This window comes from Imperialibacter sp. (genome assembly GCF_040222815.1).
Classification (GTDB): Bacteria; Bacteroidota; Bacteroidia; order Cytophagales; family Cyclobacteriaceae; genus Imperialibacter.
Map to the genome: position 1 here is coordinate 1 of NZ_JAVKCH010000015.1, position 13,793 is coordinate 13,793.

General features: G+C 41.9%; 14 protein-coding genes. All 14 read right to left on the reverse strand.

From position 1 onward, the window contains the following. The coding region (locus tag RIF36_RS04560; RefSeq protein ID WP_350121358.1) for a hypothetical protein at positions 1-368 on the reverse strand (368 nt) is incomplete at its 3' end. A 1-nt stretch (position 369) separates the two neighbouring features. Continuing rightward, entirely contained in the window at positions 370-1,491 is a 1,122-nt protein-coding gene (locus tag RIF36_RS04565) for a glycosyltransferase family 9 protein (RefSeq protein WP_350121362.1), read from the reverse strand. Then, a complete protein-coding gene (locus RIF36_RS04570; protein ID WP_350121365.1) occupies positions 1,454-2,557 on the reverse strand; it encodes a polysaccharide pyruvyl transferase family protein in 1,104 nt (367 codons plus the stop codon). Before RIF36_RS04570 ends, RIF36_RS04565 begins: the two co-directional genes overlap by 38 nt. After that, positions 2,554-3,465, reverse strand: a complete 912-nt coding sequence (locus tag RIF36_RS04575; protein WP_350121367.1) for a class I SAM-dependent methyltransferase — start codon at positions 3,463-3,465, stop codon at positions 2,554-2,556. The genes RIF36_RS04570 and RIF36_RS04575 overlap by 4 nt, the downstream gene beginning before the upstream one ends. Beyond that, complete coding sequence (locus tag RIF36_RS04580) at positions 3,462-4,376, reverse strand: glycosyltransferase family 2 protein (protein WP_350121370.1); 915 nt, start codon at positions 4,374-4,376, stop codon at positions 3,462-3,464. The genes RIF36_RS04575 and RIF36_RS04580 overlap by 4 nt, the downstream gene beginning before the upstream one ends. A gap of 115 nt (positions 4,377-4,491) precedes the next feature. Further along, positions 4,492-5,682, reverse strand: coding sequence for a glycosyltransferase (locus tag RIF36_RS04585; RefSeq protein WP_350121373.1), 1,191 nt, complete (start codon positions 5,680-5,682; stop codon positions 4,492-4,494). Beyond that, positions 5,682-6,449 (reverse strand): class I SAM-dependent methyltransferase, encoded by a 768-nt coding sequence (locus RIF36_RS04590; RefSeq protein WP_350121376.1) that lies wholly within the window; start codon positions 6,447-6,449, stop codon positions 5,682-5,684. The genes RIF36_RS04585 and RIF36_RS04590 overlap by 1 nt, the downstream gene beginning before the upstream one ends. Then, a complete protein-coding gene (locus RIF36_RS04595) occupies positions 6,433-7,551 on the reverse strand; it encodes a glycosyltransferase family 4 protein (protein ID WP_350121379.1) in 1,119 nt (372 codons plus the stop codon). Before RIF36_RS04595 ends, RIF36_RS04590 begins: the two co-directional genes overlap by 17 nt. Then, positions 7,552-8,481: a glycosyltransferase family 2 protein gene (locus RIF36_RS04600; RefSeq protein ID WP_350121382.1), complete on the reverse strand. Its 930-nt coding sequence runs from the start codon at positions 8,479-8,481 to the stop codon at positions 7,552-7,554. It lies immediately after the preceding gene. Between the two features lie 20 nt (positions 8,482-8,501). Then, on the reverse strand, positions 8,502-9,521 hold the full coding sequence (locus RIF36_RS04605) for a glycosyltransferase family 2 protein (protein WP_350121385.1): 1,020 nt from the start codon (positions 9,519-9,521) through the stop codon (positions 8,502-8,504). A 69-nt stretch (positions 9,522-9,590) separates the two neighbouring features. After that, complete coding sequence (locus RIF36_RS04610) at positions 9,591-10,364, reverse strand: FkbM family methyltransferase (protein WP_350149317.1); 774 nt, start codon at positions 10,362-10,364, stop codon at positions 9,591-9,593. After that, positions 10,354-11,562, reverse strand: a complete 1,209-nt coding sequence (locus tag RIF36_RS04615; protein WP_350121391.1) for an ABC transporter ATP-binding protein — start codon at positions 11,560-11,562, stop codon at positions 10,354-10,356. Before RIF36_RS04615 ends, RIF36_RS04610 begins: the two co-directional genes overlap by 11 nt. Positions 11,563-11,586: 24 nt before the next feature. Beyond that, positions 11,587-12,402: an ABC transporter permease gene (locus tag RIF36_RS04620; protein ID WP_350121394.1), complete on the reverse strand. Its 816-nt coding sequence runs from the start codon at positions 12,400-12,402 to the stop codon at positions 11,587-11,589. Continuing rightward, positions 12,374-13,702: a hypothetical protein gene (locus RIF36_RS04625; RefSeq protein WP_350121397.1), complete on the reverse strand. Its 1,329-nt coding sequence runs from the start codon at positions 13,700-13,702 to the stop codon at positions 12,374-12,376. Before RIF36_RS04625 ends, RIF36_RS04620 begins: the two co-directional genes overlap by 29 nt. Positions 13,703-13,793: the final 91 nt, after the last annotated feature.

A 13,793-nucleotide genomic window follows, 5' to 3' on the forward strand; every position in this document is an offset into this window, starting at 1 on the left:
AATGTGCCCAAATCATCGACTGAAGTTGCGGCCGACTGAAGGCCGTTCCCATAAGTATACCTGAACAACTTATTATTGTCACGACTTGTAGCAAATAAATACCAAATACCTGAACTCTCTACCACAGACACTCCCAATGGCCTACTCGACCCACTCAATGTGGACACCTTTGTTGAGCTGGGCGTAACGGTCAACTCATCTGCACAAAAATCCCAAAAAAAATCAGAAAAATTTTCTACAGAATAGCTTAAGGGTAATTGCTCGTTGCGGCACAAAGCACCATCAATTGAATCAATAGAAACCGACGGGCAAATCGCTAAACTAGCAAAATGCCACAAAAAAGTACCGGTGAGAAAAAAAAATTTCATCTTATTTATTGAATCCAAGTGCTGCAAAACTGGCATCAAATACCTTCTGAACACTTATACTATTAATATCTAAATCTGATTTTAAAAGATATTTGTCTACTCTCTCCTTCTCCCCTAGGCGATCTACATCCTCTGGAAATACACAGGTTAATTTGTTTGAAATCGCTTTTGGATATGGCATAAACCGACCATAGTGATTCCCATTTGCCACACAAACAACCTGAACATTATGGCTCACACCGATATGCAAGGCCAGCGTATCATTTGTTATGAGAAGGTTTGCGGAAGATATCTGTTTGCAAAGGTTCAAAAGACTGGTCTGCCCAGCCAGATTCTTTACTGATTCCCTGTTCTCAATTTTTGATACAATATACTCCGCCAACTCGACATCGAGCGGCCCCCCCAGCACTCTAATCCGTACCCGGGAGGAAGCCTTGCAAAACTCGCCAATAAGTTCCGAGAAATTATCAGCCTTCCATATTTTAAACGATTCCGACGCAGAAGGGAAAATACATATAACAATATCATCACGCAACTCGTCTGTTTGAGTATTCGACGAGGCTTTTGGAAGCAAGCTAAAATTGAATGCTTCCATCTCTTGAGTTGTAATTTTTTCGACAAAACATTTCAACCTCAAGATTTCAAAAATAAGATCTTCGGGCACTTTTATCAACGTGGTGTAGTTCTTACTGCTCTCATTTACCTGGGTTTCCGGCTGTTCGGACAAGTTTCCCAAAAAACTAATTTTCTCTCTGGAAGAGACTATTCGTACAAAAAAATCTTCGAAGAAGTATCGCCTGGAAAACGTTGGGACTATGACACAATCGTATCTACCGCAAAATTTTAAAACAACCCTTATGAAGACCCTGTAGGCTCTCGAATCAGTAAGGGAGCTCCTCCTAATCCAGATATACTTGTGAAAAAAATGACCATCTAAACCAGTTGCTAGATCCTTCCAGATATAATTACCCAGCAACGTGACCTTATGATGTCGGTATTTGTCTGATTGGAGCAAAGCGGGTAAAAAGTTCCTAAACAGGATGTAGTCTCCTATTGCGTCAACCTTTATGATTAGCAGCTTTTTCCTAGAATGCTTGCCCCAGTAATCGGCTATATATCTCAAAAGATTCGTGTTTAATAGAAATGATCTTTTCTTTGTACTCCGAGTAAGTCTTCTGAAAATCTTTAAACGCTTTGACCAAATCGTCAACTGTGACCTCATTAACAAAAACTGATTTAAGCCCTATTTCGTCAGCCATTCTAGCCCTGGAGTCAGAGCCAATGATTAGCGAAGGAGCATATGAGGAGGCCATTTGAAAGCCTGCATGAACTCGATTTACAATGCCAAACTTAGCTTTCGAATAAAAGGAGACATATTCTTCGTGCTTCTCCGAAAAGAAAATTGAGGCCTCAGCATCTATTGACTTTGCCATTTCAACTTCTGATTTGTTATGACAAACCCAGACACATCGCTCACTATGTTTTACAGCCGAGTAAAATTCGCCAAACTTCGATAGCCACATAGACGAGTCGATGTTGTTCTTGAAGTCATAGTGTCCGGCACCATTCATGAAGTTCAATGCCACATACTCCTTTTTCTCTGGAATTTGCTCTAAAAGGTAGTCGGAGGAAAAAATTGACGGGCACGGGATTTTAGCAGTTTTAAGCCCGAGGGTGTTCAATAGTTTATGGCTTAACTGATCCCTTACAGTCGTAAGAGCACATCTGTTTGAAAAATCTTCCACATAAGACACAAACTTTTCAGACTTAAGAAACTCGGATCCATCGGAAAAGTAGTCCTGACACGTGCCAACCCCTATATTCATTAGTCGCTTATTCTCCATTTTGTCAAATCGCTTGACTATCAAGGGATCATACCATTCTGTTTTGTATGAAGCTGCTCCATTATCTTGCAGCCAAAAAAAAGGGGCGCCACTTTGCACAACCAAATCCGCCGTTAGTATTTTATCTCTAGATGCCCCAACTGGAAGATATTTTTCTATACGCTCCGACCACTTAAGAGACTTGATCTTCTCAAACCCATATCTAACCGTTGCCGGTAGATGCTTGTTAACATAGCTGTAGTGTATCCGCTCTTTGTAGACATTCTCCAAAAGATATTTGATTCCTTCTCTTACAAAATCATCACCAACATTGTGGTTAAGTGTGGTTATAAAGGTGACTTTCATCTAGCTTTAGTTAATTTGAGCACGACCTGCCGAATGTTTCTATCAAGATAGTCTTTCGTTAAGTAATGATATTTTTTTGAGTAGTTTCGAGAAACAATGTAGGGTAGAAGTGGCAATAGTTTGAAGGGAGTATGATTCACCCAATGATTGGCAATAGTCGTATCAATATAACCACTATTATGTATCAATGTTCCATTTGAATCCAGTTCAGGTTCCACTATTGGCCTCTCAGCAATATATGTAACTTCCTCTATTTGAAACCCCGATTCTTCCGCCAGTTTTGATAACTGATCACGATCATACCTCCTTTGATAAAAATGTCTCCCATTACTATCTGTAACCGACTCCCAATAGAACTTCTTTTCTACTTGCCACTCCTGCAGAGGCTTGTGAAAAGCTGGGAGAGAAATAACACAGGCACCCTTTTCAGAAAGAACTCTGTTTACCTCGAGCAAGGCCAATTTATCCCCATCGCCTGGAATATGTTCCAAAACCGAGATTGAAAATATCTTATCAAAAGAACCGGACTCAAAAGGCATGTTGCGAACATCGACCATTTCCAATTCAATCCCACCCGGGATGAGATCAGCATACTTACAAAAATCATCGACAAAGTATGGGTCGGCATCGGTCGCACAGACTTTAAAATTCTTTAATGCCATATACAAGGCCAGTAGCTTTGGGCTTGAAACGTCGAGAACCTTCTCATTCGGTGAGGGATTTAGCAGAGATAGCACCAATGGTATTTCTGCTTGTCTGACGTAGTTCATCGGCATTCTCAGCCATTCCTGATAATGTTTGGTTCTCCTTATACTCTTGTTAAAGAAATTTGATACCAGAAACTTTACAGTAACTCTCTGTAGGTCTTTAAAACAGACATCAAATGGGCCAGTATTGCTAAAGCTCATAATAGGTGTCTAAAAACAAAGGACATCATGCGCAAATAAGCCTTCTCAATAGCGCTACAGCCGACAAGCCCAAGATGCAATTGGTCGTAAATGCCGTCTGCTGAAACTTTTACATTACGAGTAAGTGGTAGCTTTGCCTCATATACAGGTATTGCCGACCATGGGTGGCGCAATTTTGTGTGGGTGGAGTCATCCCCAATTCCAATGTTCTGTATCATATTTCTTGTTGGTACTATAGACATCCCCTGATGTACTAGTCGGCAATAAGTCCACTGATAGTCCCAGGTATCAATTTCCTTGTTATACAATTTCTCATACAACTCAACTCTCGCTACGAGCTGCTTCTTATTGAAATACGGTGAAAGCACGGCCTCTGGATTTGTCTGCGCCCATCCTTTTAGGTCAAAATCATATTTTTCCCAAGCCCTCCTCCAAGTAGCCCATCCCCAAATTCCAGCGAAATACGAGTAAAAGTAGCTTTGTTTTTTCGGTTTCCAGGTCTCAGCAACATTCAATCCAGTTATCATCATTACATTTTCATCGTCCGAATGAAGGGCCAGTGCCTCTTGGCAAAATTCAAAGAAGCCCTGATTCGCCACTATGTCGTCTTCCATTATTATTCCTGCTTCCACCTGACCAAAAAACCAGTCGATAGCCTCACTAACAGCTTTACCACACCCTAAATTATCCGCTCTTAACAATGTTTTCACTTCGCAGTCCCAGTCGATCATTCCGAGAACCACCTCTCTTGCTGCGGCACATTTCTCCTCATCATCTTTTCTTCCCTGTCTCGGCCCATCGGCAGCAACAAAAAGATACCTAGGTTTAATTTCACGAATTCTTTCGAATGAAATTTCGGTGAGATCGGGTCTATTGAAAACAAGATATAATATTGGCGTATCAAACATCAATCACAAAAAGGTTGCCCTCTTTAGGTAATTCTTCACAAAGGTACTCAGTTTGCCTCTCGAAGTAAGGACTTTTCGATAGTCAGTTCAAAAAACTAGATGAACAAAAGTTACGGAGTCAATCCGACAAACTCAACACCTCGAGGTATACTTTTAAAGCCACATCTAATGAAAAGCGGTTTCTGGCGAAGTCTCTCAAAAATGGGGCAACCCCCAGTTTGGTTGAAACCTTCAAGTCGGATAAACCAGCTTCTCTCATTAGCTTGTCAACATCTCCCACTCCCTCACTACACACAACCGGCAGTCCCATCGCCATATACTCGGCTAACTTGGTAGGAGAAGATGCCTGCTTGCTAAACACAGGCTGAATATAAGAGATCGCCAAATCTCCAAGCGAAAGGTAAAGTGGCATCTCAGCCCTTTTGCACGAGCGAACGATGATATTTTTCCTAGCTACTATTAGCTCATCTGCATCTCTATATAATTGTTCTGGGTTATCCTTTGTCAAGACCAAGAACTTCCATCCTTGTGTGCGCTCACTTAGCCCAGCAAAATACTCCAGCATTTCCCGAACCATATACCAGGTACCAAGGGATCCGGCATAAACCAAGACCCTTTCACTCTCGCCGATACCGAGTGCTGCCCTAGCCTCAGACTTTTGCTTGACAGAAATACGAGAGGGGTCAAACAACTCACTATCTACGCAGCAAGGCACAACCGAGATTGCCTTTGGCACCGGATTGTCGTGAAGTTGTCTCATTTCCAAAATCTCCTTCGCCTTATTCGTCAACACAACAACATGGTCTGCTTCAGCAAGGAGCAATTGTTCCTTTTGTTTAAAATACCTATAAACTGCACGAAACACAGGATTGGATTGTGGCCAACTTCCCCCTTCGACCCTCTCATCAGGCCAAAAACCTCTCATATCAAAGATGAAAGGCACTCTAAACCTTTTCTTGAGATAGAGCCCGGCAAGAGCTGGTATATAGCTTCTGCACCAGATCGCTTTAAATTGAAACTCCGCATGAAGCTTAGTGGCTATAGCCTTCATTCTCAAGCTATCATACACGGTGGAGAGTATAGGCGGCGACTTGTGATAATTCATCCCATGCCAGACTATATTTGCATCTGAGGTGAGTTTGTCAATAATGGATTTATTCTCCTGATAGGCTGCCTCCTTTTCGAAGCTCAAAATATGAAAATAATATCCTTGAGCCGAGAGCGCAATTAGGTAAGGCAATACCTGACTTTGCCCCAGGGGATCGGTGAGCCCGTCATATGAAATATATAGGATTAATCTTGCTCTCATTATTTCTTTACAACAAGTCCAACATATTTTCCAGCTACTTCAACTATATGAGGCTTATACCCAATTTGTTCACTGAATTCCTTAAAAGCTATGTTATCTTGTATGTCGTCAGAAATAAATACACCCCCCCGTTTTAAATGCTTCCAAAGTTTTTGATAAGCCCATTTCCTCCCCAGATAGCTTTTGTCACTATCATAGTGAACAAAATCCAGATGTGGAGTTTGAGATATCACTTGAACTATCCCTTGCCTGTCAGCCAGCCTTATCAAACGCCATTTATTCCTCAATCTCTTTGGTACTACAAGGCCAACAAAATCCTCATTGCCCATCTTCACGTACGGCATATCGACGCTGTACAGGTCTCCAGCACCATACTCATGCATGGCCAGCAAAATCGCTAAGCTAGACCACCCGTATGCCACTCCTGTTTCTATGGGATATTCCGGTTTAAAAACTCGTACGATATGATACAATAAGTTGAGTCCAGCGGCTCCGCCCATTTTTACCGGCACTTTTGCTTCTACACTCCTAGCCGCATCAAAATCTTCAGTATATGTCTTTTCAATTGTTTTTTTAGGCATTTGGCCTATTATTTTTTGAAGCACGGCGTCCTCCTCACATGCGTTCTCTTGGCACCACACAATCGCCTCCTTTTCGCCATAGCGATCTCCCTTCCAATAAATTTTACGTTTAAATATCTGCCAACTTTGCGGTAAATATTTAGGGTTCAAAACAAACCACTTGATAGTATTAAGCTTTTCGATCATACAAATTTCTTAACTTTTCGACCATTCCCTCTATTTCGAACAATTTAACTGTACACGTGGGCCCATTCGAAGCGAGCCTTTCTCGTAGCGAGTTGTTCTTAAGTATTTCAAAGACTCCTGTTGCAATGGCAATACTACTTTTGCCCGGCACAATTATCGCATTCTCTGCATCAACAATAAACTCAGGAGCCACACCTGAAAGCGCAAAAACACTGGGCACCCCATGCGCTAGTGCTTCCACGTAGACTTGTCCAAATGCCTCTACTTCTTTGTCTATCGGAGCGTGAACAAAAACATCAAAAAGCCGGTACACTTCCTGTATATTTCGTTCGAATTCAATTTCCCGATAAGAGTCTCCCGGCAGGGCAGATAACAACTTTTTCACCGGTTCAATAAAGGGACCTCTTGCATTTAGCAAAACAAGGCAGGCAGATGGATAAACTTTTAAAACGTCATGGAACGCAGGGATCACATATTGAACTCCCTTCCACTCAATATACCTGGCGATAACTCCAATGATCGGCCTTTTTCCTGCAATTCCGTGCTCTCGGATGAATTTTTCTCTAAACCCATGCTCTTGGGCCATAATTTGGTCAAAGTCAAAGCCGTGATGTATGAGCCGCACCTTAGATTGCTCGACATGTTCTCTTTGTATGAGCACACGCTTGACTAATTCACTTATTGCCACAACATCAGTAGCAAGTCTATTCGCCAACTTGTCGTACCAAACTCCTTTTGGGTGAAAACGATGATGAAAAACTGAATGATGTCGTGTATATACCCTCTGTGAAATTTTGCAAAGGGAGCCTGCAATCAGACCAGTTATACTTGCAAACAAAAAATGGCAATGGATGACGCTAGGCCTAATCCGCATCAGCACTATTACAACTTTGAAAACAATTATTGGCATTGTCAGTGTTGAGCCACGCCGAATACAATATGTTTCAAATCCACTCTTTTTTAAAAACAACTCGAAATAACTCTGCCTGGCATTAATCAAAATAAATGACATCTGATAGTGCTTCGATAGCCTGTCGGCTTGCCATTCAAACGACTGCCATCTGTCAACGTCAGAAATGATATAGGTAATTTTCCTTTTCATTTAGTCGATTTTTTTTCCAGGAAAATAACTTGACTGAGACCAAATGATAATCCTATACAGCCAATACCTAACTCTTACTGGAAGAAACCGGAGTCTACCTTCATCGACCCAGCGCACCCAAACTCGAAAAGAAAACAAACTGTAAAACGGGCGCTTAACACCTTCGTTTTCTATTGAGTGTCTATGTGTAGCTCGATATAACACGCTTAAGTCTAGCAATTTCTCGTGTGCCCGCAAATACTGTCGCCTACGATTAACATATCCAGCACAAGTCTGGAAGTCATCGTGATAAGCAAGGATCGTTTTGTCAATTCCTACCCTAGCTCCCAAATTTAACGCCCGCAGTGCAAACTCAAAATCTTCTTTGTCAGTCAACCGCTCGTCGAATCCTCCCAATCTTTCAAAAGTGGTTTTCTTAATAGACATATGGGCTGCAGTCAAATAAAGGTTGTCCTCATCGAGAAGCATCAGCCCATCGGGAAACCGATCATGCCACTGTCTTTCAAGATGGCTCTTAAATTTCTGAAAATCTGAAACGGTATTTTTTGTATCATCTCCAATTTGTCCGCCCGACAAAATTAAATCCTCAAAAACCTCATGATGTTTATGGTGGGCCGACAAACAATCACTGGTCAGCCTCATATCGTCATCAACAAATACCAAAAGGTTCCCTTCAGCCTCACTGGCACCTCTGTTTCTTGAGCCTGCCCTTCCTCTGTTATTCTGCTCCAATATTTTTATCTTGAAATCAGGGTCATATGCGTTTAGGCGCTCAAACGTACCATCATTTGACCCATCAATTACTACAATCACTTCAAAGGCTTTATAGCCCTGAGAACCTATTGACTTGAGTGTAGTCAATACCCGGTTCGCTCCATTGAAAGTGGGAATAATTACGCTGATCTTCGTGAGTTTTGAACGACGCTCCAATTTTGAGTTGCCTAAGGCAATTATAAGGTTTTAGAATGTGTTCGATCTGGAGCATTGCTGGCTGCTAGCACATCACGCAAAGCAGTTAATGGCCACCTGGTTCGAAAACGAAGCTTGCCCACCAGTTTCAAATCGTCAGCTAATAACTTGCTTTCATCTATTAAACCAAGAATTGCCCTCGTTTTGTCATAGCACCTTCGATAATACTCTAAATCGGCCTGGTGTAGTAAGAAGTATTGAAAGGCTCTCTGAACCAGCGGAGGAAAACTTGGAAACTTCCTGCCTTGCACCAGAACGGAAGGCACGGGGTAAAGAGTCGCTATTTTGCTTGCACTCTCCTCAAAACCATTATTCATGGCCATTCTAACAAAAAGCTGAATTGTTTCCGGCTCAAAGAGACTCGCCTGGGCTACTGTTTTCGATCCTTGGTGCAGTCGAAAGTTGGCAAGTAATGAAGGAGTCTTAGCAATCCCTTTTAACCCATGCTTCAAAAGATATCTCACCCAAATATCTTTATCCATTACATAATGTAACCCAACATCCAGCCCGCCAATCTCATCAAGAATACTCTTGCGAAACCAGGTTTCCGGTTGATCAATCCTGGCCATCCCGATGGTCTTTGCGAGGTTGTCATCATATGTATCTGTTCCTCTGGAGGTCTTTATCACACCCCCACCTGACACTATGTTGCCACGTCCACACAGAACGTTGACACTGCTATCGCTAAAATGTTCTCCAATCAACTTTAAGGCGCCTGGCTCCAGGTAATCGTCAGAATTCAACCAGTTTACCGCCGTTCCTGTAGCTCTTTGAAGTCCCTTTCTTATCGCATGACTTTGCCCTCTATCTGGTTCTGACAGCCAAAAAGTCAGGTGTTTCTCATATCTCTTGATAATGTCAACTGAACCATCTGTGCTACCCCCATCAATTATTATATATTCCAAGTTCTTGAAACCCTGACTTAAAACAGAATCAATTGTCTGCTCTATAAAATCGCTTTGATTAAAAGAAGGGGTGATAATTGAAATTTTCACATCCATTTTTCTTACCCTTACCGGTCAATTGGCTATTTGTGTCATGCATTCATGAATATACCTACCTAGTACCTCTCACTCTTTCACTGCTAGAATATTCTGCATACGAAATATTTCGTTCCTCGTATTATAACTCCCCAACGGAAGGAGCCCTTTGCTTGATATTCGAAAGAATTTGTACCCTTTAAGCAGGTCATAAAAGTCTTTTAAAAAGACTCGGCTTACAATGTTCATTTCGTTGAACTCAAATTGTATAGCATGGATGACACCACTCGAAAGTAGTTTGGTTGCTCCCTGCAGCACTGCCAACTCACTTCCTTCTGTATCAATTTTTAAGAAGTCAATTCGACCTATCTCTCTTTCTGCACAAAAGTCATCAATAGTGGTAATTTGCACCTCTACATATTCAGTATCCTTGCGTCCATGAATATCAGTTAATACATCCCTAAAAACAGAAGCATGGCTGGATTTCTTGCTCGATTTATAATAGTGAAGTAGCTGTTTCCCCCCCTCACTCCCTAAACCAGCATTGATGGTCTCGCATTTTTCGTGGCTTGCCATTTCAGCTTGCAACGATGAGAAGGAATTTGGGTTCGGTTCAAAAGAGAAGACTGTAGCCGAGGGAAACCGCTGACACACCAGTTTTGAAAAATCGCCAACATTTGCGCCAATGTCAAAAAAAATACTCGTTGAGCTAGAATCAGAAAACAGCCCAGCCAAGGCTTTCATCTCCCCATTTTTTTCAGGATTTGTTTCATTCGTGATTCCCTTACCCTCGTATGCTAATTTCTGAAGGTTCACCTTTAAAAAGGTAGCTACTTTGCTTACCAGCTTTTCTTTAAAACTCAACATTTATAACATAGTTTGGAAAAACAACACCTTGAATTTCGTTTGTATTATTGTAAGAAAATGGATTGCCATCCTTTACTAGAAAAGAACAGACATTTGATAACCAATCCTGAATGTCCCCATTTACTCGCAGAAAAAGTGTAACGTAGTAGGTTCCCGGCCGAAGAGCATTTTCAACTTCAATGTGAAGTTTGGTTGCTTCATTCTCCACACTTATCAAGTGGCCCGTAAACAAGTTACTCCCGTGTATAATACCAACAGCTTGCATGTTACTAATTGCAAATGCAAATTCAATGTTCGGAATTGTCTGATTTCCTTTGACCCTTTTCAATATCACATCAAATTCAACATCTTTTCCAAAATCAAATTTCGTTGTTTCGAATACTACTTCTTTGAATTCAACAACCCGGTCCTTTTGCGTTCTCCTGACACCAGAAAGGTCAGTCACATTTTTTAAAGTTTGCGTATTGGAAGTAAGATACCCCTCAACAACTGAAGCAGTATCTCCATCAAGCTTTACTTGCCCAACGTCAACCAACAAACTTCGTGCGCACAAATTTCCAACAGCAGCCATATTGTGGCTTACAAACAAAACAGTCCGTCCCTCGCCGGCCACCTCTTCCATTTTCCCAAGACACTTCTTCTGAAAATCAGCGTCTCCGACTGCGAGCACCTCATCAATAATAAGAATCTCCGGATCCAAATGGGCAGCTACTGCAAATGCCAATCTCACTTTCATTCCGCTGCTGTAGTGCTTGATTGGTGTGTCTATGAATCCCTCTACACCGCTAAAGGCAATGATTTCATCAAATTTTGCTTTTACCTCTGAGCGTGTCATTCCAAGAATGGTTCCATTAAGAAAAACATTTTCCCGTCCCGTTAATTCGGGATGAAATCCGGTACCTACTTCGAGCAACGATGCCACTCTTCCGTAAAGGTCAACTCTTCCTTTAGTTGGATATGTTATACTGCTTAGAATTTTTAACAGAGTGCTCTTACCAGCGCCATTTCGCCCGATAATACCAATCGCCTCCCCGTGCTTCACTTCGAAGGAAATTTCTCGTAGAGCCCAAAAATCATCCTCCTGTGCCCTTTTTCTGAACCACCACGACATTGATTCTCTAAGCGTAGGGGCTTTCGCACTACCCTTCCTATACTGCTTCCAAACATCATCAACCTTAACTGCAATATTTCCCATTAGTATCAATCAACCTCTCATACATTAAACAATATCCGCCATTACACGCTCCATACGCTTGAAATAAAATACGCCAGAAACAAACATTACCAGCACTACCGCAAACGAAATAAACGACGTAGGTGCTGGTGGCTCAGCCCCCAAAATAGACCAACGGAATCCCTCCACAATTCCCGCCATGGGGTTAATGTGGAATAACAACTGATACTTCTCTGGAATAAGGCTAGCAGGATAGGCAATCGGCGTGGCATAGAGCCCAAACTGAACCATAAAGGGTATTACATGCTGGAAATCACGGTACCTGATGGTCAAAGAACTAAGCCAGATGCCAACACCCAGTGCGGCAATAATATTCAACAGCATAAAAAATGGCAGCCAAACGATCTCTACTTGGAGCGGTAGTCCGTGGTATACCATCAATCCAAATAGCAATACAAGGGTTATGCCAAAGTCGACAAAAGCAACAAGTGCCTTACTAAGCGGAATAATAAGTCTGGGAAAATAAATTTTCTTAATCATTTCCTGGGCCCCCACAATAGAAGTACCGCTTTGGTTCATGACGAATGAAAAATATGACCAGGCACTCATGCCGCATAAAGCAAAAACCGTGTAAGGAATAGCACCGGTGTCGACCTTTATCGCCCTGCCAAAGATGAGAGTAAATATCAGCAATGTGAAAAATGGCTGAAGGAGCGCCCAAATCAATCCCAAAAAAGTCTGCGCATACCGTACCTTAAGATCTCTCATGGCGAGTACAAAAAACAAGTCTTTGTAAGCCACAAGCTCCTTCAAGTTTATCCGGCTACCCGATTCAGGCGTGATAGAACGATAAGGTCGCATTCTTTGAGTGTTTTTTGAAATTTAATATTATCAACCCGGCGGCCAGAAAAGGCAACATTGGTATCTTGTATCTTACTAGAGACCCAAAATTATAGGTAGTAACACCGATAGCGAAAGAAAAAAGCAGGCTGAACGAAAAGCATAAAATCAGCAGCTTTTTATTTTCCAGGTCATTAAACCGCCTAAATTTGAATATTCCTCTGACGAAAAGTATCAGAATCACCAAATTCTCCAAGGCGGCTAACAACATCACAGGGTTTCTGGTCTCCCACAAAAAAGGCCTGAAGAGGGCTGTAATGACAGCAAGAGGTATTTTTCTTACAAGACCCGCAGGTGTGAAATCAAAATCTCCAAGCGTGTACCCTGATCCATCGTTTCTCTCACTAACATAGTAATTCCAGCGAGCAGTTTGTTCTGCTGTGTAGGCGACTTCCTCCAAAGAATACCTATAGTGTTCCTCACTCACCAATAAAGTAGCGTAACCGGCCGCAAGTCCCCCTATCGCCAAAAGAACAGGACCTATTGCTATTTTCACAATTAGTGACCTAATCCTATTCTGATAGTTTAGGAAAAGCCAAAAAATTAAAGCAGGAACAAAACATATGATGATGTATATCTTGACTATGTACAGCACATAAAACCCAATTAAGATAGAAATGGCCGCGATAAATATGTTTTTTTTAAATACAAACAGGTGAGTAGCACCAAAAAAAAATAATCCCAAGGCTCCAAGTGTTAGGGTGTCTTTCATTAAGCCAGAGCCCCAAAAAAAAATGGATGGGATGAATAGTATCGCATAAGCAAAATAACTGCTAAGCGTCGGGTAGAATCGACAAAAAGACACATACATGGCCCACACTCCAGTAAAACTTATCGCCGCAAAGCAGAGCGCCGTGGCCAAATAGGTATGGCCAGTAAACAAATCAAAAAAACCAGCTACCCTCACTACAAAGTAAGAAGCCGGGTCGCCATAGGTATATATTCTCGACGAAAACTGAAACAACTCCGACGCATGCTCACCTCCAGCTACGAAAATCATTTTAAATGCATAGTATGGGTTAACCAGAAAAGCTTCCCAGATCCACCTGCTGCCTAAATGAAAATAGGTAAATGTATCTCCGCCGTCATAATAAAACTGATACACCAACCCCAATGCTATCGCCCCAACAAACTTGACCGTCAAGCCCGGAATGAAATACTTGCGGGTGTCCCGGTTAGTCACTTTGGGCCTGATCCAGTAGGCCAGAGCATACAAGAGGAGGAGGTAAACAGGTGTGACAATAAGGTCTTGGAGGCCCATGAAAGTTAATTACAGGTCGCAAATTACTAATTATATCGGAACACCGGTGCTTCACAGGCTGCTGTTAAAGCAGCATTTCGATGAATAACTG

Bases quoted from the DNA above. Each gene is read 5' to 3' on its own strand.
- RIF36_RS04570 (WP_350121365.1), bottom strand. From the start codon at position 2,557: ATGAAAGTCACCTTTATAACCACACTTAACCACAATGTTGGTGATGAT.
- RIF36_RS04575 (WP_350121367.1), bottom strand. From the start codon at position 3,465: ATGAGCTTTAGCAATACTGGCCCATTTGATGTCTGTTTTAAAGACCTA.
- RIF36_RS04585 (WP_350121373.1), bottom strand. From the start codon at position 5,682: ATGAGAGCAAGATTAATCCTATATATTTCATATGACGGGCTCACCGAT.
- RIF36_RS04590 (WP_350121376.1), bottom strand. From the start codon at position 6,449: ATGATCGAAAAGCTTAATACTATCAAGTGGTTTGTTTTGAACCCTAAA.
- RIF36_RS04595 (WP_350121379.1), bottom strand. From the start codon at position 7,551: ATGAAAAGGAAAATTACCTATATCATTTCTGACGTTGACAGATGGCAG.
- RIF36_RS04605 (WP_350121385.1), bottom strand. From the start codon at position 9,521: ATGGATGTGAAAATTTCAATTATCACCCCTTCTTTTAATCAAAGCGAT.
- RIF36_RS04615 (WP_350121391.1), bottom strand. From the start codon at position 11,562: ATGGGAAATATTGCAGTTAAGGTTGATGATGTTTGGAAGCAGTATAGG.
- RIF36_RS04620 (WP_350121394.1), bottom strand. From the start codon at position 12,402: ATGCGACCTTATCGTTCTATCACGCCTGAATCGGGTAGCCGGATAAAC.
- RIF36_RS04625 (WP_350121397.1), bottom strand. From the start codon at position 13,702: ATGGGCCTCCAAGACCTTATTGTCACACCTGTTTACCTCCTCCTCTTG.